Source organism: Mesorhizobium sp. M0001, assembly GCF_040324255.1.
Lineage (GTDB): Bacteria > Pseudomonadota > Alphaproteobacteria > Rhizobiales > Rhizobiaceae > Mesorhizobium.
Genome location: NZ_JAMYVS010000008.1, coordinates 16,941 through 35,663, shown reverse-complemented (window position 1 = coordinate 35,663; position 18,723 = coordinate 16,941). Strand labels below are relative to the sequence as shown.

General features: G+C 63.0%; 22 protein-coding genes. 18 read left to right on the top strand and 4 right to left on the bottom strand.

All coding sequences use genetic code 11. The annotated features are described in order from the left end of the window. Positions 1–54: 54 nt before the first annotated feature. The gene (locus NKK50_RS21600; RefSeq protein WP_352543836.1) at positions 55–972 is read right to left on the bottom strand and encodes a DMT family transporter; all 918 of its coding nucleotides are present in this window, start codon (positions 970–972) and stop codon (positions 55–57) included. A gap of 129 nt (positions 973–1,101) precedes the next feature. Between NKK50_RS21600 and NKK50_RS21595 the strand changes: the two genes are divergently transcribed. Next, complete coding sequence (locus NKK50_RS21595) at positions 1,102–1,539, top strand: Lrp/AsnC family transcriptional regulator (protein ID WP_352499917.1); 438 nt, start codon at positions 1,102–1,104, stop codon at positions 1,537–1,539. Here the strand turns inward: NKK50_RS21595 and NKK50_RS21590 are convergent. Then, the gene (locus NKK50_RS21590; protein WP_352543869.1) at positions 1,496–1,993 is read right to left on the bottom strand and encodes a GNAT family N-acetyltransferase; all 498 of its coding nucleotides are present in this window, start codon (positions 1,991–1,993) and stop codon (positions 1,496–1,498) included. The genes NKK50_RS21595 and NKK50_RS21590 overlap by 44 nt on opposite strands. A 208-nt stretch (positions 1,994–2,201) precedes the next feature. On the opposite strand from NKK50_RS21590, the gene NKK50_RS21585 reads away from it, so the two are divergent. Further along, positions 2,202–2,972 (top strand): sulfite exporter TauE/SafE family protein, encoded by a 771-nt coding sequence (locus NKK50_RS21585; protein ID WP_352499916.1) that lies wholly within the window; start codon positions 2,202–2,204, stop codon positions 2,970–2,972. 7 nt (positions 2,973–2,979) lie between these two features. Here the strand turns inward: NKK50_RS21585 and NKK50_RS21580 are convergent, their stop codons facing one another. Continuing rightward, complete coding sequence (locus tag NKK50_RS21580) at positions 2,980–3,531, bottom strand: DUF2269 family protein (protein ID WP_023694595.1); 552 nt, start codon at positions 3,529–3,531, stop codon at positions 2,980–2,982. A 311-nt stretch (positions 3,532–3,842) separates the two neighbouring features. Here NKK50_RS21580 and NKK50_RS21575 point away from each other — a divergent pair, with 311 nt between their 5' ends. The 8 genes from NKK50_RS21575 (at position 3,843) to NKK50_RS21540 (ending at position 9,226) form a co-directional block, all read left to right on the top strand. Further along, entirely contained in the window at positions 3,843–4,223 is a 381-nt protein-coding gene (locus NKK50_RS21575) for a hypothetical protein (RefSeq protein ID WP_023668767.1), read from the top strand. A gap of 386 nt (positions 4,224–4,609) precedes the next feature. Further along, positions 4,610–5,140: a protease adaptor protein RcdA gene (gene rcdA / locus NKK50_RS21570; protein WP_023688956.1), complete on the top strand. Its 531-nt coding sequence runs from the start codon at positions 4,610–4,612 to the stop codon at positions 5,138–5,140. Between the two features lie 67 nt (positions 5,141–5,207). Continuing rightward, positions 5,208–5,717, top strand: coding sequence for a crossover junction endodeoxyribonuclease RuvC (gene ruvC / locus NKK50_RS21565; RefSeq protein WP_023834639.1), 510 nt, complete (start codon positions 5,208–5,210; stop codon positions 5,715–5,717). 56 nt (positions 5,718–5,773) lie between these two features. Beyond that, positions 5,774–6,043 carry an AbrB/MazE/SpoVT family DNA-binding domain-containing protein gene (locus tag NKK50_RS21560; protein ID WP_023737866.1) on the top strand — a complete coding sequence of 90 codons (270 nt, stop codon included), beginning with the start codon at positions 5,774–5,776 and terminating at the stop codon, positions 6,041–6,043. Beyond that, the gene (locus NKK50_RS21555; protein ID WP_023834640.1) at positions 6,021–6,440 is read left to right on the top strand and encodes a type II toxin-antitoxin system VapC family toxin; all 420 of its coding nucleotides are present in this window, start codon (positions 6,021–6,023) and stop codon (positions 6,438–6,440) included. The genes NKK50_RS21560 and NKK50_RS21555 overlap by 23 nt, the downstream gene beginning before the upstream one ends. A 27-nt stretch (positions 6,441–6,467) precedes the next feature. Continuing rightward, a complete protein-coding gene (ruvA, locus tag NKK50_RS21550; RefSeq protein ID WP_023684176.1) occupies positions 6,468–7,088 on the top strand; it encodes a Holliday junction branch migration protein RuvA in 621 nt (206 codons plus the stop codon). A 43-nt stretch (positions 7,089–7,131) separates the two neighbouring features. Beyond that, complete coding sequence (gene ruvB / locus NKK50_RS21545) at positions 7,132–8,169, top strand: Holliday junction branch migration DNA helicase RuvB (protein ID WP_352543835.1); 1,038 nt, start codon at positions 7,132–7,134, stop codon at positions 8,167–8,169. Positions 8,170–8,302: 133 nt separating this feature from the next. Further along, positions 8,303–9,226, top strand: coding sequence for a metallophosphoesterase (locus NKK50_RS21540; protein WP_023834642.1), 924 nt, complete (start codon positions 8,303–8,305; stop codon positions 9,224–9,226). Between the two features lie 117 nt (positions 9,227–9,343). On the opposite strand, the gene NKK50_RS21535 is transcribed toward NKK50_RS21540, so the two are convergent. Then, positions 9,344–10,600, bottom strand: coding sequence for a glycoside hydrolase family 5 protein (locus NKK50_RS21535; protein ID WP_352543834.1), 1,257 nt, complete (start codon positions 10,598–10,600; stop codon positions 9,344–9,346). 65 nt (positions 10,601–10,665) lie between these two features. Here NKK50_RS21535 and ybgC point away from each other — a divergent pair, with 65 nt between their 5' ends. The 8 genes from ybgC (at position 10,666) to tilS (ending at position 18,646) form a co-directional block, all read left to right on the top strand. Beyond that, positions 10,666–11,136: a tol-pal system-associated acyl-CoA thioesterase gene (gene ybgC / locus NKK50_RS21530; RefSeq protein WP_023673845.1), complete on the top strand. Its 471-nt coding sequence runs from the start codon at positions 10,666–10,668 to the stop codon at positions 11,134–11,136. A 311-nt stretch (positions 11,137–11,447) separates the two neighbouring features. Further along, entirely contained in the window at positions 11,448–12,158 is a 711-nt protein-coding gene (gene tolQ, locus NKK50_RS21525; protein ID WP_023673844.1) for a protein TolQ, read from the top strand. 9 nt (positions 12,159–12,167) lie between these two features. Beyond that, the gene (gene tolR / locus NKK50_RS21520) at positions 12,168–12,620 is read left to right on the top strand and encodes a protein TolR (protein WP_023673843.1); all 453 of its coding nucleotides are present in this window, start codon (positions 12,168–12,170) and stop codon (positions 12,618–12,620) included. A gap of 7 nt (positions 12,621–12,627) precedes the next feature. Next, entirely contained in the window at positions 12,628–13,785 is a 1,158-nt protein-coding gene (gene tolA, locus NKK50_RS21515) for a cell envelope integrity protein TolA (RefSeq protein ID WP_023733017.1), read from the top strand. Between the two features lie 38 nt (positions 13,786–13,823). Continuing rightward, positions 13,824–15,128: a Tol-Pal system beta propeller repeat protein TolB gene (tolB, locus tag NKK50_RS21510; protein ID WP_023673841.1), complete on the top strand. Its 1,305-nt coding sequence runs from the start codon at positions 13,824–13,826 to the stop codon at positions 15,126–15,128. Between the two features lie 259 nt (positions 15,129–15,387). Further along, positions 15,388–15,894 (top strand): peptidoglycan-associated lipoprotein Pal, encoded by a 507-nt coding sequence (pal, locus tag NKK50_RS21505; RefSeq protein ID WP_023684182.1) that lies wholly within the window; start codon positions 15,388–15,390, stop codon positions 15,892–15,894. A gap of 211 nt (positions 15,895–16,105) precedes the next feature. Further along, entirely contained in the window at positions 16,106–17,188 is a 1,083-nt protein-coding gene (gene ybgF / locus NKK50_RS21500) for a tol-pal system protein YbgF (protein ID WP_023694601.1), read from the top strand. Between the two features lie 51 nt (positions 17,189–17,239). Further along, positions 17,240–18,646: a tRNA lysidine(34) synthetase TilS gene (gene tilS, locus NKK50_RS21495; RefSeq protein ID WP_023824258.1), complete on the top strand. Its 1,407-nt coding sequence runs from the start codon at positions 17,240–17,242 to the stop codon at positions 18,644–18,646. The last annotated feature ends 77 nt before the right edge of the window (positions 18,647–18,723 follow it).

Below are 18,723 nucleotides of genomic sequence, written 5' to 3'. Positions count from 1 at the left end.
GGATCGATGCGATGGCTTTGGTTTACGATCGCCGGCGAGCCGACGCTCTGCGGCTCATTTGACGGCTTGCGGGCTTTCGGCCGGCGATTTGGCCCTCCACAAAGTCCAGCCGAGATTCATGCCGGCGGCGGCGATCAGGATCGCGGCTGCGCCGACGAGCTGGGCCGGATGCAGCCGGTGGCCGAAGGCCATCACATCGACCAGGATCGCAACGACAGGATAGATGAAGGACAGTGACCCCTGGAGATGCGTCGGCAGTTTTTGGATGGCGGCGTACATCAATACGTACACCAGGCCGGTGTGAACGACGCCAAGCGTGGCCAGCATGGCCCAGCTCCAGGCATCGGCGGGCAAATGCGAGAGGTTGGCGAAGGGCGCCAGCATGACGACGCCGACGCAGACCTGGATCAGCGCGATCAGATGCGGCGGGGTGCCCTTGAGCTTCTTGGCGACGATTGCCGCGACAGCCCAGAAGAAGGCCGCTCCGAGCGCCATGACGATGCCGATGACATAATCTGTGCCGGTTATGCCGGAACCGACACCCGCATCGGGCCCTGTCTGCACGATCAGCAGCATGCCGGCGAAGGCGATGCCGAGCCAGGTCAGCTTGGCCAGGGTCAGCCGCTCGCCGAAGAACAGCGCGCCGAAGCCGACCAGCATGAAGGGCTGCGTGTTGTAGACCGCCGTGGCAATCGAGATCGAGGCGCGGGAGAAGGCGCTGAACAGCAACAGCCAGTTGATGACAATGGCCGCGCCGCCAAGAGCGGCGATGGCAACAATGCGCAGCGTCAGCCTGCCGCGCAGCAGCCCGAGTGCCGCGCAGGTGATCAGCAGCGCCACCGCGCCGAAGGCGCAGCGCCAGAACACCACGTCCATGACGGGCTGGCCCGACATGACGACAAACCAGCCGATCGTGCCGACGATCGTCATCGCCGCCGTCATCTCGATCGTGCCGCGTACCGTGTTGTCCATGACAATACCTCTATCTGTTGAGGCCATAATCTCATGCCGTCTTGAGGGTTTATATGCCCTATGAAAGGTTATAAGGGGACAACACCTTATTTAATAAGGCGCGCGCTGCCCTTTTGCGAGGAGATGAAAATGCTGGACGAGTTGGACAGAAAGCTTCTCGACATCCTGATCCTGGATTCGCGGACTTCGTTGAAGGATCTGGCGCAGCAGGTCGGGCTGTCGTCGCCGAGCGTCTCGGAACGGCTGCGGCGGCTCGAGGAACGCGGCGTCATCCGCGCCTTCACCATCGAGATCGACCCGGAAGCGCTGGGGTTTCCGTTGCAGGCGATCGTGCGGGTGCGGCCACTGCCGGGCAAGCTGCATATCGTCCAGAAGCTGATCGAGGAGATCGCGGAATTCGGCGAATGCGACAAGGTCACCGGCGACGACTGTTTCGTGGCCCGGCTCTACGTGCGCTCCATCGGCGAGCTCGACAAGCTTCTCGACCGCATCGCCGACAAGGCGGAGACCAGCACCGCCATCATCAAGGCGCAGCCGATCCGGCGCCGTCCGCCGCCACTGAATTAAGCTCCAGCTTGTAGCCGATGTGGCTGGCCTTGAAGCCGAGCCGGTCATAGAAGCGATGCGCGTCCTGGCGGCTCTTGTTGGTGGTCAGCTGGACAATCTTGCAGCCGCGTTCACGGCACTGTTCGATCGCCCATTCCAGCAGACGCTGTCCCAGCCGTTCGCCGCGGCGGTCTGCGACGACGCGCACAGCCTCGATCTGGCCGCGCAAGGCGCCCTGCAGCGACAGCCCGGCGAGATAGCTGATCTGCAACGTGCCGATGACGCGGCCGCTATCCGTCATCACGGCAAGAAACTGGTTGGGGTCGGCGTCGATGGCGGCAAAGGCGTCGCGATAGGCCTTGGCGAGTGGTTCGGTCGCATCCTCGCGGCTGCGGCCAAGCGGATCGTCGGCGAGCATGACTACGATGGCAGACAGGTCGGCCGCTTCGGCGCGGCGGATTTGGGGTTCGCTAATTGTCAAAAACCTGGGGGTCAAAAACCTGGGGCCAAAACCTGATGCAGCGGGGACGGCGCCCTTATGCATCGGCGGCGATCTTGCCGCAAATCCGGAACCGTCGCTTTACGCACAGTTGATCGACCCGGCCCGGCATTTTCCCGGTCGCGGCGCAAGGGTTTCTGGGCTATTGCAGGGCAACCGTCTTCCCTCCAGCCATTTTCAGCTCATGTCAGGTCTGCTCGCCGATCCGTGGTTTTATGCCGCCGCCATTCCGGCGGTGATACTTGTCGGGCTGTCGAAAGGCGGCTTCGGCGGCGCTGTAGGCTTCGTTGGCGTGCCTTTGATGGCGCTGGCCATGCCGCCGGTGCAGGCGGCGGCCATCCTGCTGCCGATCCTGTGCCTGATGGACATCGTTTCGGTGTGGACGTGGTGGGGTGTGTATGACAGAAAGATGCTGGTCGACATGATGCCGGGCGCGGTGATCGGCATTGGGCTCGGCTGGCTGACGGCAGCGCTCGTCACCGAAGAGATGGTGCGGCTGGTCGTCGGCGCTGTCGCGCTGATCTTCGTGCTGCGCTGGCTCTATCTCCAGTTCCGCCACGGTTCCGACCATGCGGCGGCGCCCAACCGCATCGCCGCCGCCTTCTGGGGCACCGTCGCCGGCTTCACCAGCTTCGTCGCCCATGTCGGCGGGCCCCCCTTCCAGGTCTATGCGCTGCCGATCCGGCTCGATCCGAAGGTGCTGTCGGGGACATCGGCGATCTTCTTTGCCGCCACCAACGCGCTGAAGCTGATCCCCTACTTCGCGCTTGGCCAGTTCGACACCGCCAACCTGACGGCGTCGGCCGTGCTGATGCCGCTGGCGCCGCTGGCCACCATCGCCGGCGCCTGGCTGGTGCGGCGCATGCGGCCGGAGATTTTTTATCCCTTCACCTACGCGACCGTGGCCGTGGTCGCGGTCAAGCTGCTTTGGGACGGGATCGCCGGCCTGCTCTAAATCCCGCTCAGGCGGCTGCCGGTTTGGTTCGCGGGGCGCTCGCAAAGGTCAGCGATGCACCACCAACGACCACGACCGCCATGGCGCCGAGAGTGGCGATGTCGTGCGCGGTCGGCTTCAGCACCATGTCGGCGACGACGACGATCATGATGACGAAATCGAACTTGACGATCCGTATCATGCGGCGCCCAAACGCTATGGCAGCCGGGGTCATGCCGTCCGCGGCAAGCATTGTGGCAAGCTTTTCGAACGAAGGCTTCAGCACGAGGATACCGGTCAGAAACGCGGCGGCGTAGCCGCAAAGGCCGATGACGACCCAAAGGTCGGAGAAGCCGGTCCATAGCGAAGTCAGCACCAGACCAGAAGCCAGGGTCGCGATAGACGCCGGCACGAACAGACGCAAGCCGAGTTTGTCCGTCGTTCTCAGCATGACCATCAGCGTCTCGTCGTCGCCGTCGCGATCGGCGAGTATCGAAACCAGCAGCATGGCGAAACCGCCGCCGAGCCAGAGGATCGCTGCCATGACATGCAGGAATTTGAAGAGAGAATACCAGTCCATTGCCGCTCCTTGTGCATCGTTCCGGGGGTAAACGCTGCTTTCGCGCGTCTGCTTCCGAAGGAGGGCGGATTATCTCCGTACATGTATCCAGAAGATGCCGCGTGGGTGCCGGCTTGTTGCGGTGGCGCCGTCGCCGGATTTTACCGCCAGCCCGCACAATACCCGGCATTTGCCGGATAGACGCCGTGTCGGCATTGGCTGGTTTCGCGGCATGATCCTGAAACCTGCGGGGACTAAGCCGCTCGCGACCGACGCTCCATTTTGGCCGCGCGCGGTCGGACCAAGTCTGCAACAACCATCGAGGGTATCCCATGCAAGGCGTAGCACGAAATTTCTTCACCCTGGCCGTCATCTATTCCCTGTGCGGCATGGCGCTCGGCCTGCATATGGCGATCTCCAATGACCATGGGCAGATGCCGACCCACGCGCACACCATGGTGGCGGGCTGGCTGATGTCGGCGGTGTTTGCCTTCTTCTACCACCTGTTTCCAGCGGTCGGGCAAAAGACGATTGCCGTCGTGCATTTCTGGCTGACGGCAATCTGCGGCATCGCACTGATGATCGGGCTTTACTTTGAACTTGCCGGCCATCCGGAGATCGAGCCGGTGCTGGCTTCCTCCTCGATGGGGTTTTATGCGGCAATGCTGCTGTTCGCCTTCATTTCCTTGCCGGCTGTGTGGAAGAAGGCATGAACAAGCTGACGATCAGGCTTCGGGGGCCGTTGTGCTGATACGGCACAGAAGGGCAGCGGTCGATCAAGAAATATCCGCGCCGTTAAGGGTTCATTAAGCTTTACAGGTGTTTACTATGTCCATCCAGTGATCTGGATTCTTACCGAGTGGTTGGAGCCACTTCGTTTGACGCCTCCCTGTTAAACTCCTGAGAGCCGCCTTATCCGCGGCTCTTTTTTTGTCTGCTTTTGGTCCGCTTGGCGCCCCTGCGCAGGCGTTAACCGTTTGTTAAACATGTGCTTGCCTTCGCCGGCGGCGAAGCGCATTTTCAAGCTTCAGTCATCTAGGGTGCCGGCGTGACGGCGATGAAGCCGAATCAGCCGACGGGGCAGTGCAGGGGCGTATCGATGAACGAGCCTTCGAAGGGCAGCGCGAAAACCATCAAGCTGGCGGAACGCCGGGTTTTCTCCCAATCCTTCAAACCGCTCTACCAGGAAGGCATGGGCCTGGTTGAGCAAGCAGCGGAATATCTCGACGGCAAGGGCCGGGCCGAGGCCAAGAAGCTGTCCAGATTGGCGGCGACGCTCTATGCGGCCGAATCGATGCGGCTGACCACAAGGCTGATGCAGGTCGCCTCCTGGCTGCTTTTGCAGCGGGCGGCAAATTCCGGCGAGATGACCCGCGACCAGGTCGCCTCGGAAAAATCCAAGGTGCGTCTCGACACCGCCTCGGCGCATGACGAAGCGGTCGGCTGGGGCGAACTGCCGAAGGATTTCCTCGACCTCGTCACCCGCTCGCTGCGCCTGCAGGCGCTGGTGCGCCGCATGGACGAAGAGATCTATGGCGGCGCGTTTGCCGAGACGCCGGTAACAGGCCGCCGCGCCAATCCGGTTTCCGACCAGATCACGCTGCTGAATACGGCTTTCGCTCGAGGTTAAACGCTTCCCGTTTCCGGTTTGTTCACATTTCCCTGACATCGCTGTGCGCCGGAGGTAGACTTCGCGCATGAGGGAAGCGATTCGCATTATCGGTATCGATCCGGGGCTGAGGCGCACCGGATGGGGCATCGTCGAGAGCCTCGGCAACTCGCTGCGCTTTATCAGTTCCGGCACTGTACGCTCCGACGACAAGGCGGCGCTGGCGACACGGCTCTGCCAATTGCATGACGGGCTGGCCGAGATCCTGCATGCGGCCATGCCGCAGGAAGCGGCCGTCGAGCAAACCTTCGTCAACAAGGATGCGGTGGCGACACTGAAGCTCGGCCAGGCGCGCGGCATAGCCATGCTGGTGCCGGCGCGCGCCGGCCTTGTCGTCGCCGAATATGCCCCCAATGCCGTCAAAAAGGCGGTGATCGGCGTTGGCCATGGCGACAAGAAGCAGATTCACATGATGGTCAAGGTGCTGTTGCCGAAAGCCGTTTTCGACACCGAACATGCCGCCGACGCGTTGGCTATCGCCATCTGTCACGCGCATCACCGGCAAAGCGTCGCCTACAGGATGGCGCTGGCCGGTTAGGCGCGTTCTTGACTTGTTCACGGTAAGGCAGTAAGTAATACCTGAGAGGTATTACCATGCGTGTCACCACCAAAGGGCAGGTCACCATACCCAAGCAGATAAGGGACCATCTGGGCATCGGGCCTGGTTCCGAGGTGGAATTTGTCGCCACCGACGATGGCGCCCGTCTTGTGGCCGTCACCGAAAATCTGTCTGAAGAGGAGGCAGCCCGCAGGTTCAGCGAGGTGCTTGACCGGATGGAGGGATCCCTGGATCTGGGTGGCATGACTGCCGACGAATATATGGAATGGTTGAGGGGGCCGCGTGAAGATCTCGACGTTGATTGACACCAATGTCCTCATCGACGTCTGGGGCCCGGCCGGACCCAATACAAAATGGTCGGCGTCGGCGATTGTTTCCTGCCGCCGCGACGGCGCATTGGTGGTCAACACGATTGTCTGGTCCGAACTGGCACCGCTGATCGCGACGGAGACGGCGCTTCGAAAGGCAATCGAAACGCTCGAGATCGGTCGCGAGCCTCTGCCTTGGGACGCGGCTTTTCTTGCCGGTGTTACGCATTCGCGCTACCGCCGGGCGGGCGGCTTGCGGGAGCGTACCTTGCCCGATTTCTTCATTGGCGCCCATGCGACCGTTGCCGGGCACCGCCTCTTGACCCGCGACGCTGCTCGCTACCGCAGCTATTTCCCGGAGCTCGACATCATCTCTCCGGAAACACACCCATGAAAGCCCTTCTTCCATGAAAGATCTGGCATGATCGGCAAATTGAAAGGCACGCTGGACGAGATCGACGAGGATTTCTGCCTCGTCGATGTGCACGGCGTCGGTTATGTCGCCTATTGCTCGGCGCGCACGCTGGCCGCGCTGCCTTCGCCCGGCGAGGCGGTGGTGCTGTTCATCGAGACCTATGTGCGCGAGGACATGATCCGGCTCTACGGTTTCCAATCGGTGCTTGAGCGCGAATGGTTCCGGCTGTTGATGAGCAATGTGCAAGGCGTCGGCGCCAAGGTGGCGCTGGCCATCCTGTCGACGCTGGCGCCGGCCGACCTCGCCAATGCGATCGCGCTGCGCGACATCGCCATGGTCAGCCGCGCGCCCGGCGTCGGCAAGAAGGTGGCCGAGCGCATCGTCACCGAATTGAAGAACAAGGCGCCGGCCTATGCCGGAACCGCCTCCGGCGCCATCGGCCTGAAGCAGGAACTCGGGGAAGGCGTGGCGCCGGCGCCGATCACCGACGCCGTCTCGGCGCTGGTCAATCTCGGCTATTCGCGCGACACCGCAGCCAATGCTGTCGCGGCGGCGCTGAAGACGGCCGGCGAGGACGCCGATGCCTCGAAGCTCATTCGTTTCGGGCTGAAGGAACTGGCGCGGTGAGTGATTGCTTGTCCGGTCCTTTGCCCTGTGCGAGGAAGGCCGCATGAGCCTTTCACCCCGCCTCATTGCCCCGGAAAAGCGCGGCGAGGATGCTGAGCAGACCTTGCGGCCGCAGACGCTCGCCGATTTCGTCGGCCAGGCCGCGGTGCGGGCCAATCTCAAGGTCTTCATCGAGGCCGCCAAGGGCCGCAGCGAGGCGCTTGACCATGTGCTGTTCGTCGGGCCGCCGGGGCTTGGCAAGACAACGCTGGCGCAGATCATGGCGCGCGAGCTCGGCGTCAATTTCCGCTCGACCTCCGGTCCGGTGATCGCCAAGGCCGGCGATCTCGCCGCACTTCTCACCAATCTGGAAGACCGCGATGTACTGTTCATCGACGAGATCCACCGGCTCAATCCGGCAGTCGAGGAAATCCTCTATCCGGCGATGGAGGATTTCCAGCTCGACCTGATCATCGGCGAAGGTCCGGCGGCACGCTCGGTCAAGATCGATCTTGCCCGCTTCACGCTCGTTGCCGCCACCACCAGGCTCGGCCTTTTGACCAACCCGCTGCGCGATCGCTTCGGCATTCCGGTGCGGCTTAATTTCTATTCGGTCGAGGAACTGGAGCAGATCGTGCGCCGCGGCGCCCGCATCCTGCAAATGCCGCTCGGCGACGATGGCGCGTTGGAGATTGCGCGCCGAGCCCGCGGCACGCCGCGCATCGCCGGCCGGTTGTTGCGCCGCGTGCGCGATTTCGCCTCCGTCGCCGGCGACGGCCACGTCGACAAGCAGATTGCCGACGAAGCTCTCACCCGGCTCGAGGTCGACGCGCTCGGCCTCGACGCGCTCGACCGCCGCTATCTCTCGATGATCGCGGCCAATTTCGGTGGTGGCCCGGTCGGCATCGAGACGATCGCCGCCGGCCTGTCCGAGCCGCGCGACGCCATCGAGGACATTATCGAGCCCTATCTGATCCAGCAGGGTTTCATCCAACGGACGCCACGCGGCCGCGTGCTGACCGCCAACGCCTGGCGCCATCTCGGCCTCGACGCGCCAAAGGATCTGGCACAGCAGCAGATCAACCTGTTCCAGGAAGAGTAACGGACATTTGTTCTTCGGAACGGATTCTGTGCAGCATCTCCTCAAACCTGCCAGCGTGAAGGCGCATTCCTCGATTGTATCGGGCGTCGCAATGTCGGCGCGAACCGCTCCGATCAAGGTCGGAGCCAGAAAAGTGATCACCAGACGCGGGTTCCTGAAATTCGCCGGAGGTTCGTTCCTCTCGCTAGCTTCGCTCAGTGCTTATGCGGTCGGCATCGAACCGATGCTGCTGACCCATGTGAAGCGCTACCGGCTGACGCCGCCGCACTGGCCGGCAGGTCTGAAGCTGCGCGTCGTAGCACTTGCCGATATTCACGCCTGCCGCCCCTGGATGACGCCTGAGCGGATCGCTTCGCTCGTCGAGGGTGCGAACGTGCTGCAGCCCGATCTGATCGTACTGCTCGGCGACTATATCTCAGGCATGTCCCTGGTGACGAACCGGGTGGAGGCCCATGAATGGGCGCCGGCCTTGTCAGGACTGAAGGCGCCGCTTGGTGTCCTGTCGATCCTCGGCAATCACGACTGGTGGCACGATCCTTTCGCGCAGCAGGCCGGAGCGGGGCCGACTGTGGCGCGCAAGGCATTGGAGGAAGCCGGCATCTCGGTTCTGGAGAACGACACTGTGCGTCTGGAAAAGAATGGATACGGCTTCTGGATCGCCGGGCTCGCCGACCAACTGGCACTGTTACCGAACAAGGCCGCAGGCCGCGACAAATTTAAAGGCCTCGACGATCTCGACGGCACGCTGGCCAAGATCACCGACCAGGCACCGATCATCCTGCTTGCGCATGAGCCTGACATTTTCCCGAAAGTGCCGTGGCGGGTTTCGCTGACGCTGTCGGGCCACACACATGGCGGGCAGGTCAGGCTGTTCGGCTATTCACCGGTGGTGCCGTCCCGCTTCGGCAACCGCTTTGCCTATGGCCATGTCGTCGAGAATGACCGCAATTTGATCGTGTCAGGCGGGCTCGGCTTCAGCATCGCGCCGGTGCGCTTTGGCATGCGGCCGGAGATCCTGCAGATCGACCTCGGTTTGGGCATGCCGGTATTCAGGTGATGCCGGCCTGCAAATGAGGTGTTCCTGCGCTTCCGGTAGTCACGGACCAAAGTCCGCTCCGTTCCGGTTCTCGGAACCCCTCATTTTCCCTCGGCCTGACCTGAATATCGACATGCCCTAGGGCGAATGGAGCGAGCGGATCGCATCCATCACGGCGGGTTCGGCCTTTTCGCCGTTGAAAGCGTCGACGATGCCGAAGGCGCCGCCAAAACTCCACACCGACCATGAGAAGCCATGCGCCTCGGCGCGCGCGATCATGTCCTTGACATAGGCCGCGCGGTATTTGGGCGGCATCACATAGGGGTTGCCATACTCCTGGCGGATCATGCCGAACTCGCCCAGCGTGATGTTTTCCGGCTTGATGGCGTTGGCCTTCGCCCAGGCCTCGACCTTTTCGAACGGCGCATCCATGACGCCGAGCAGCTTTTCGTCCGTGTCCATGCTGGCGGCTTGTTCATCGAGATAGGCGAGCAGGCCGTTCCGTCTGGTCCATGGCGCCTCGGCTTTTATCTTGGCGCGGATCGCATCCAGCGTCGCATCGAGCTCGGCGCGCGGCACCGCGGTCAGCGGATAGGGCAGCCCGGTAACATAAAGAATGAAATCGCCGGCCCAGGTCGCGCCCTGATGCGTCAGCAGGAACGGGTCGTAGGAGTGGAAGGTCCAGATGAGGTTGTCGTCGGGGATCGACTTTGGGTCGATCCTGACCAGCGAAGCCGCATTGGAATAACAGGCGCCGGTCAGGATCAGCGTCAGCCTGGTGGCCGAGGCGCGCGCGGCCGCGAACAGCTTTTGCTGACGCTCCGGCCACAGGCTGGTGCCATCGCTGTCGCAGTCGACGATAGGCTCGTTCATCGGCTCGAAAGCGACCTGCGCCGGGTCCTCAGTGGCAAGCGTGCGCGCCATTTTGCGGACGACCTCGACATAGGCGTCGAAGGTTGCGGGATCGTCCATCACCTGGCCCATGCCGATCTCGCGGCCGCCGCCGGCCGGGATCAGGTGCATGTCGACGATCACTTTCAGACCGGCCCGGTTGATCATGCGCGCCGAGTCCCGCACGCTGGCATAAAGGTCGTCACGCAGCGCCAGTGTCTGATCCGACATAAACGGCGAGGGATCGACCGGCATGCGCAGAAAGTCGAAACCGGCGGCCTTCAGCGCCTTGAGGTCATCCTCGTTGAGGAACTTGCGCCATTCCGGATAGGGCAGGATGGCTTGTCGGTCGTTCCATTTGTCTTCCCCGACCCAGGTCGTCCACTGGTCGAGGTTGAGGCCGCGCTTCATCGAAAAGCTCGCGGCCTGACCGGGAAGCGCAGACGCCGCCAGCACCAGCAGCGCTGCCATCACGGTCTTGATCATCGCCGTCAACAGTGCCATCCGGTTTGCTGCGCTGGTGATTTTGGCAAGACAGGTGCCCCGCCGGGGGCAAAAAGGAAAGCGCGATGGACGATCATGGTGAATCGGCGGCGCTTGCCGGCGGGCTTTCCGGAGCCTTGACGGAATTCGGCCATCGGCTGATGGCGCGAGTCTATTATGCCGACACCGATTTTTCCGGCGTCGTCTACCACGCGCGCTATCTCGAATTCTTCGAGCGCGGCCGCTCGGACTATCTCAGGCTGGCGGGCGTCCACCACACAGAACTTCACGAAGGCAAGCACGGCGAACGGATCGTCTGGGTGGTGCGGCGGATGGAGATAGATTTCCGCTCGCCTGCCCGCATGGACGATATCCTGACCATCGACACATCAACGCAGGATATTTCCGGCGCCCGCATCGTCATGGCGCAGCAATTGAAACGCGGGACAGAGGTTCTGGTCGAAGCAAAGGTCGAGGCGGCGATCATCGGCGAGAACGGCCGGCCGAAGCGCTTTCCGAAAGAATGGATCGCGGCCTTTCTACCAGGAGCAAGCTGATATCCAGGCCTGCCGGCCGGCAACGAGCGGCCAATCGGCAGCGCATTCGATTGTGGATGGATGGCCCGCGTCGTGCCTTGGCGCGGCAATGCGCCGCGCCATATTTCCTAACCCATCCTTAACCATAACGGTTCATGAAGAGATCGGTGAAGATTGGAAGAATCCGCGCGCCTTCCTTTCACCAATATTTGCCCTGAAAAGGCCGCCAACGGTGCATTTTGGGGTTAATCCGGAAGCCAAGCGCGAACGGACCACAAGGATGCCCATGGGCCAGCCGCCAGCGATGCCCGGAAAATCTTAAGGACTGAAGCATGGAAACTACCGCACTCGCCGATCCGGCAGCGCAATTGTCGATTTGGGCGCTGTTCACACAGGCCAGCTGGGTGGTCAAGCTGGTCATGATCGGTCTGCTCTGCGCCTCGGTCTGGACCTGGGCGATCATCGTCGACAAGCTGGTCAGCTATGCCCGCATGCGTCTGTCGCTCAATCGCTTCGAACAGGTGTTCTGGTCGGGGCAGTCGCTGGAAGAGCTCTATCGCACGCTTGCCGACCGCAAGACCACGGGCATGGGTGCGATCTTCGTCGCCGCCATGCGCGAATGGAAGAAGAGCTTCGAGAAGGGGGCCAAATCGCCGCTCGGCCTGCAGACCCGCATCGACAAGGCGATGGACCTGGCGTTGACGCGCGAGATGGAGAAGCTGGAGGGCCGTCTCGGCTTTCTCGCCACCACTGGTTCGGCCGCACCCTTCATCGGCCTGTTCGGAACCGTCATCGGCATCATGACCTCGTTCCAGGCGATTGCCGGTTCGAAGAACACCAGTCTCGCGGTTGTCGCACCCGGCATTGCCGAAGCGCTGCTGGCAACGGCCATCGGTCTGCTCGCCGCCATTCCAGCGGTTATCGCCTACAACAAGCTGTCATCCGACGCGAACAAGATCGCGGTGCGGATGGAAGGGTTCTCGGACGAGTTCTCCGCCATACTCTCGCGCCAAATCGATGAAAAAGTAGCGCCTAAGGGCTGAGGTAAGAAGATGGGTATGTCGGTTGGCATGGCAGGACGCGGCGGGCGCGGACACAGGCGGCGCGGCCGCCACCATGCATTGATGTCGGAAATCAACGTCACGCCGATGGTCGACGTGATGCTGGTGCTCTTGATTATCTTCATGGTCGCCGCACCTATGTTGACGGTCGGAGTGCCGGTCGACCTGCCGGAGACGAAGGCCAAGGCTATGAACGCCGACACCCAGCCGATCACCGTTTCGATCGACGCGGCCGGCAAGATTTTCCTGCAGGAGACCGAAATCCCAAGGGAAGAGCTGGTCGCCAAACTGCAGGCGATTTCCAAGACCGGCTACGAAGAGCGCATCTTCATCCGCGGCGACAAGGCGACCAATTATGGTGCCGCGATGGAGGTCATGGCCCTCATCCAGGCCGCCGGCTACAAGAATATCGGCCTGATTTCACTGCAGCAACAGGATCAGTAGACGCACGATGAAGACCGGCCTCACCACATCGGTGATACTGCATACGGTGGCACTGGCTTTCGGCCTGTTCACCCTGTCGGCGCCGGCCGCGCTGCCGTCCACGGATGTCGAGTCGATAGCGGTCGACATCGTTCCCATGGAAGCCATTGCGCAGACGCTGCAGGGCGACAAGAAGGCGGTGATGCATGAAAAGCCGGCGCCGATGCCGACCAAGCGTCCCGACATCGTGCCAGATGCACAGAAAATCGGCGAGAACAGCGTTGATACCGACAAGCCGGTGACGGACGATCCCAAGCCGAAGCCGGTGGAGAAAACAGCGACGGCTGCTCCGGCGCCGACGCCGACCGAAAAGCCGAAGACCGAGGACACGCCGAAGCCAAAGGAAGCGCCGAAGCCGACACCTGCGACGGAGGTGGCGCCGGAGCCGCAGCCGAAGGAAGAGGTCAAGCCCGAGCCGGTGAAGCAGGTTGAACCGAAGCCGACCCCGGTGAAGGAGCCTGCACCAACACCGCAGCCGGACACGACCGCCGCCATAGAGCCGAAGCCACGCGTGAAGCCCGACGCGGTCGCCGAAGCCATATCGGATCAGCAGCCTCTGGAAGAAGCGCAGCTTCCGACTTCCGCTCCTGCTCCCGAAGCACGGCCGAAGCCGCAGCCGGCGCAGGCCGAAAGCGCCAAGGCACCGGACCGCAAGGACGCTGACAAGCCAGTCAAGGAAGCCTCGTCGAAGCCGAAGTCGGATGACAAGCAGTTCAATGAGGCTGACATCAAGGCTTTGCTCGACAAGCAGAAGCCATCCGGCGGCGGCGCTAAGCGCTCGACCCAGCAAGCATCGCTAGGCGGCGACAAGGATCAAGGCCAGAAGCTGTCGAAGTCCGAGCAAGGGGCATTGGAAGAACAACTCGGTGGCTGCTGGACCCTCCCGGTTGGGCTTGAGGGTTCTGAGGATTTCACCGTGGTGATCCGTTTCAGCCTAGATGCCTCCGGCAAGCTGGAGGGCCGTCCGACCGTCGAGAAGTCCAGCGGCAACCCCCAGTTCGACAGCAGCGCGGTTCGCGCTGTGCAGAAATGCGATGTCGCCGGCCTGCAGGTGCCCGCCGGAAAGCATGACATTTGGTCCGACGTTCGCGTCAACTTCGATCCCAGAGCGATGCTTGGCCTGTAGCCTGAGCACCCAGAAATCAGCAAGAGAAGCGAGAAGACATGAAATCCATCCTCAAGCCGCTCCTGATGGTCGCCGCGATGGCGATGGGCATGAACGCCGTCGTCACCTTGCCTGCTCGAGCAACCCTCGAGCTCAACGTCAACAAAGGCAATGTCGAACCGATGCCGATCGCCATCCCAGATTTCCAGGGAGGGCTCGGCGCGCAGATTTCCGAGATCGTCACCGCCGACCTGAAGCGCTCCGGTCTCTTCGCACCGATAGACAAGAACGCCTTCATCGAGAAGATCGCCAATCCGGATGCGCAGCCCCGTTTCGACGACTGGAAGGTGATCAATGCGCAGGCGCTGGTCACCGGCAGCGTGAGCAAGGAGGCGGACGGCCGAATCCGCGCCCAGTACCGACTATGGGATATTTTTGGCAACCAGCAGATAGCCGGGGAGCAGTTTTTCGCCAACGACGCAAATCAACGCCGTGTCGCCCACATCATCGCCGATGCGATCTATGAGAAGCTCACCGGCGAGAAGGGCTATTTCGACACACGCGTCGTCTTCATCGACGAATCCGGCGCCAAGAATGCGCGCAAGAAGCGGCTCGCCATCATGGACCAGGACGGCGCCAATGTGCGCTATCTCTCCGATGGCCGCTCGATCGTGCTAACGCCGCGTTTCTCGCCCAACCGGCAGGAAATCACTTACATGTCGTACGAAAGCGGTCAGCCGCGGGTCTATCTGCTGCAGATCGAGACCGGGCAGCGCGAACTGGTCGGCAATTTTCCCGGCATGACCTTTGCGCCGCGCTTTTCGCCCGACGGCCAGAAGGTGATCATGAGCCTGCTGCGCGACGACGGCAATTCCAACATCTTTGCCATGGATCTGCGCAGCCGCTCGACCACCAGGCTCACCAATTCGACGGCGATCGACACCTCGCCGTCTTATTCGCCCGACGGCAGCAAGGTGGTATTCACTTCCGACCGTGGCGGCCGCGCGCAGATCTATGTGATGGGCGCCGACGGCTCGGGCCAGACCCGCATCTCGTTCGGCGACGGCGTCTATTCGACGCCGGTGTGGTCGCCGCGCGGCGACCTCGTCGCCTTCACCAAGCAGACCGGCGGCGAATTCCAGATCGGCGTCATGAAGACCGACGGTTCGGGCGAGCGCATCCTCTCCTCGGGCTTCCAGCAGGAGGGACCGACCTGGGCGCCCAACGGCCGCGTGCTGATGTTCTTCCGCGACTCCGCCGGCGGCCCAAAACTGGTTTCCGTCGATCTCACCGGCCGCAACGAACAGTCGATCCCGACCGCGAATTTTGCTTCCGACCCGGCGTGGTCGCCGCTGCTGGAGTAACTAAGTTTCGGCCTGGCCCGCTCGCTTCGTTGCAACTCGGCAACACTACCTTAAAAGCCCCGTTTTGGGGCTTTTTTCACGCCAAAGTCGCGTTTTGGCCGCATTTCCGCCTACGGTCCGCGACCATTGTGGCATCAGGTCATTTTGGCTGGGGACGGCGGCTGAAACCAAATTTTAACCGTGTTTCTTGAATGCCGGTTAACCCAAACGTGGTTACTGGGTGATCAACGAAGTCACTCGAATACGAAGGAGAGGCGGCATGGGCCGTATCGCAGCACTTACCAGAAACCCGGCGATGATCGCCCTGATCGCGATGCTCGCCATCACCGGTTGCGCCTCGAAGAAAACCCCTAACAACGCTGCCGATCTCGGTCTCAATGGCGCGGGTGCGGCAACGCCGGGCTCGGCGCAGGACTTCACCGTCAACATTGGCGACCGCATCTTCTTCGACACGGACTCGACCGCGATCCGCGCCGATGCGCAGACGACGCTGTCGCGCCAGGCGCAGTGGCTCAACCAGTACAAGCAGTACGCCATCGTCGTCGAAGGCCATGCCGACGAACGCGGCACGCGTGAATACAATCTGGCTCTCGGCGCCCGCCGCGCCGCCGCCACCCGCGACTTCCTGGTCGCCAGGGGCGTTTCGGCGAGCCGCCTGAAGACCATTTCCTACGGCAAGGAACGTCCGGTCGCGGTCTGCGACGACATCTCCTGCTGGTCGCAGAATCGCCGCGCCGTCACCACGCTCTCCGGCGCCGGCTCCTGATGAGTAAGACGGCGGCCTTAGTCGCATAATTGCAACACTTCCATGCGAAAGGCGGCCTTGTGGCCGCCTTTTTCAGTTTCGGTCCCGGAAACAAACCCGGAAACAAAATTTGGCCGAAGTCTCGCCTCCTGCTAAGAGCCGAGGGCGTCGTGCCGGTCCCACTGTGATCGGAAGGCGCGAACAGGCTCACGATATTCACGGCGAGAGGCACATGCATTTCAGATCGGTCTTGAGCGGCACGCTTGCGCTGCTGCTCGTATCAGGCTTCGCGGCTTCCGCGAGCGGCACCGGACAACCCGCGGATAGCGGCTTTTCCTTCCATCTGCCGACGCTCGGCATTTTCGGCAAGAAGGAGAAGCCGGAGCAGCAACAGATCGCGCAGCAGCAGGACGGCACCGCCGCCGCGGGGCTGGAAGATCAGCTCCGGCAGATGAACGGCAAGCTCGAGGAACTCAACTTCCAGATCCTGCAGATGCAGGAGCAGATGCGCAAGCAGCAGGAAGACAACGAGTTCCGCTTCCAGCAGTTGGAAGGCGGCTCCAGCGGGCAGCCGCCGGCCCAGAAGAAATCGGAGGCCGCGCCGCAGGACGGTGGCGCGGGCACCGGCGTCGCCGAGGCCCCGGCAGACCAGGCGCCGGCCGATGCCGGCGCGCAGCCGGATGGCGGCCAGAGCGTCGGCGAGGTCATCGTCGAATCGCAGACCGGCGATCCCGGCAAGGTGATCAACGGCACGCCGCCCAAGACCTTCGGCACCATTACCGTCGACAAGAACGGCAATGTAATCGACGCCGGCGGCAACACGCAGGCAGCGGCGCCGGCGGAAGGTGCGGCTCCCGCCGCCGAGGCGCCGGCTGCCGGGGCTAAGACCGGCAAGTCGGACGGCACGGTGGTGGCGGCGCTGCCTGCCACCAACAACCCGGAAGAGATCTACCGCAACTCCTACCAGTTCATCCTGTCGGGCGACTACAGCACCGCCGAGCAGGGTTTTCGCGACCACATCGCCCGCTTCCCGAAGGACGCCAAGGCGGCGGACGCGCATTACTGGCTTGGCGAATCGCTGCTTGGCCAGCAGAAGTATCATGACGCTGCCGAGGTTTTCCTCTCCGCCAGCAAGGACTATCCGAAGGCCAAGAAGGCGCCTGACATGCTCCTGAAGCTTGGCGTGTCGCTGGTCGGCCTCAAGCAGAAGGATGTCGCCTGCGCCACCTTCGGCGAGATCGGCAAGCGCTATCCCGATATTTCGGCCGCGCTCAAGGAACGCGTCAAGCAGGAGAGGGCGCTGGCGGCGTGCTAGTCTTTGCCGTGTTGTCCCAGAACCGGGACCACTTTTGCGCGACATGCATTGATGCTCGATACCGAGCCTGACCTTTCGAATTTTTCGCAGATCGACTTTACCAACGGCGCGCTTGCGGCCGTGTCCGGCGGCAGCGACTCGACCGCCCTCCTTCTTCTCCTCAAGGCTCACCTCGACCGCAGCGCCCCGACAGCCCGGCTGCTGGCGGTGACGATCGACCACGGCCTGCGTCCGGAAGCAGCAGTCGAAGCGCGCAGCGTGGCAAAGCTTTGTGCCGAGCGCGGCATCGCGCACCGGACGCTCAACTGGTCCGGCGCCAAGCCGTCGGCCGGCCTGCCCGCGGCGGCGCGCGAGGCGCGCTACCGGTTGCTGGCCGAGGCAGCGCAGGCGCAAGGCATCGGTGTGATCGTGACCGGCCACACCGCCGACGACCAGGCCGAGACCGTCCTGATGCGAGTCGCGCGGAATGACGGGCGAGAGCTTGCAGGCCGAGGTCTCGCCGGCATGGCGCCGGCCACCCTCTATGACTGGCGGATCTGGATCGCGCGGCCGCTGCTCGGCGTACGGCGCGCGGCGTTGCGCGCCTTCCTGCAGCGCGAACATGTCGGCTGGGCGGAGGATCCGACCAACATCGACACGAATTTCGAACGCCCGCGCATCCGGGCCGTGCTCGGCGAAGACCGGAGCGGGCAGCGTTTTGCCGAGGCAATCGGCCTGGCTGGGCGGGCTGCCGGCGATCGCGAGGAACTCGGTCGCCGCGCCGCCGCCCTGATCGGTGAATTTGCCAGCCGGCCGGCGAGGGGTCTCATCCGTCTCGATCTCGGTTTGGCGGAAGCGGATGACACGCAAGCCGCGGTCTATGCGCTGCGTGTTCTGCTGGCGGTGACGGGCGGCACCGCCTTGTTGCCGGACCAGGCGCGCAGCGAAGCGCTGTTCGAGCAAATGCGGGCCGGTCGGCTTTGCGCCACATTGTCGCGGGCGGTCGTCGATATCAGGCGAAACGGCATCTTCCTGCGCCGTGAATCGCGCGACCTGCCGCGTCCCGCGCCGGTAGCTGGCACTCTGCTTTGGGACGGTCGCCGGCGGATCACGCCACACATCGAAGCCGGGGCGATCACATTGGACGACAGTCCGGGTGCATGGTTGATCGCGCCGCTTGGCGCCGCTGCCGCCGCCAAAACGCCGATTGCCGGGGATGGCGCGCCGCCAAGCCTTGTGCGCGCCGCCCTGGCTGCGGAACCGGCGCTGTGGCGCGGCGGCGAATGCCGTGGTTTTGCAGGGGATGTAGCGGCGGCGGCGGCAATCGCGGTCAGCCCCGCCGCTGCCCCCTTTGCCCGTTTCCTGCCTTGCTTCGATCTGGTGTTGGCGCAGCCCGTCGCCGAGTTGATCGGCGCACCGCCTGTTCCGGCTTGCCCTTTGGCCGCCACAGTGCCGGTTGATCATGGCGCGAAAGCTTAACCCAGACGTGCTGTTATGCTTGGCAAGGGGGGGCGCTCTCCCTATGTTAGGCGCAAGTTTCCTCTCATGACGCGTGT

What these genes read in the sequence shown, in the direction of transcription:
- NKK50_RS21600 (WP_352543836.1), bottom strand. Translation starts at nt 972, where the DNA reads ATGGACAACACGGTACGCGGCACGATCGAGATGACGGCGGCGATGACG.
- NKK50_RS21595 (WP_352499917.1), top strand. Translation starts at nt 1,102, where the DNA reads ATGCTGGACGAGTTGGACAGAAAGCTTCTCGACATCCTGATCCTGGAT.
- NKK50_RS21585 (WP_352499916.1), top strand. Translation starts at nt 2,202, where the DNA reads ATGTCAGGTCTGCTCGCCGATCCGTGGTTTTATGCCGCCGCCATTCCG.
- NKK50_RS21580 (WP_023694595.1), bottom strand. Translation starts at nt 3,531, where the DNA reads ATGGACTGGTATTCTCTCTTCAAATTCCTGCATGTCATGGCAGCGATC.
- NKK50_RS21575 (WP_023668767.1), top strand. Translation starts at nt 3,843, where the DNA reads ATGCAAGGCGTAGCACGAAATTTCTTCACCCTGGCCGTCATCTATTCC.
- rcdA (WP_023688956.1), top strand. Translation starts at nt 4,610, where the DNA reads ATGAACGAGCCTTCGAAGGGCAGCGCGAAAACCATCAAGCTGGCGGAA.
- ruvC (WP_023834639.1), top strand. Translation starts at nt 5,208, where the DNA reads ATGAGGGAAGCGATTCGCATTATCGGTATCGATCCGGGGCTGAGGCGC.
- NKK50_RS21560 (WP_023737866.1), top strand. Translation starts at nt 5,774, where the DNA reads ATGCGTGTCACCACCAAAGGGCAGGTCACCATACCCAAGCAGATAAGG.
- ruvA (WP_023684176.1), top strand. Translation starts at nt 6,468, where the DNA reads ATGATCGGCAAATTGAAAGGCACGCTGGACGAGATCGACGAGGATTTC.
- ruvB (WP_352543835.1), top strand. Translation starts at nt 7,132, where the DNA reads ATGAGCCTTTCACCCCGCCTCATTGCCCCGGAAAAGCGCGGCGAGGAT.
- NKK50_RS21535 (WP_352543834.1), bottom strand. Translation starts at nt 10,600, where the DNA reads ATGGCACTGTTGACGGCGATGATCAAGACCGTGATGGCAGCGCTGCTG.
- ybgC (WP_023673845.1), top strand. Translation starts at nt 10,666, where the DNA reads ATGGACGATCATGGTGAATCGGCGGCGCTTGCCGGCGGGCTTTCCGGA.
- tolQ (WP_023673844.1), top strand. Translation starts at nt 11,448, where the DNA reads ATGGAAACTACCGCACTCGCCGATCCGGCAGCGCAATTGTCGATTTGG.
- tolR (WP_023673843.1), top strand. Translation starts at nt 12,168, where the DNA reads ATGGGTATGTCGGTTGGCATGGCAGGACGCGGCGGGCGCGGACACAGG.
- tolA (WP_023733017.1), top strand. Translation starts at nt 12,628, where the DNA reads ATGAAGACCGGCCTCACCACATCGGTGATACTGCATACGGTGGCACTG.
- tolB (WP_023673841.1), top strand. Translation starts at nt 13,824, where the DNA reads ATGAAATCCATCCTCAAGCCGCTCCTGATGGTCGCCGCGATGGCGATG.
- pal (WP_023684182.1), top strand. Translation starts at nt 15,388, where the DNA reads ATGGGCCGTATCGCAGCACTTACCAGAAACCCGGCGATGATCGCCCTG.
- ybgF (WP_023694601.1), top strand. Translation starts at nt 16,106, where the DNA reads ATGCATTTCAGATCGGTCTTGAGCGGCACGCTTGCGCTGCTGCTCGTA.
- tilS (WP_023824258.1), top strand. Translation starts at nt 17,240, where the DNA reads ATGCTCGATACCGAGCCTGACCTTTCGAATTTTTCGCAGATCGACTTT.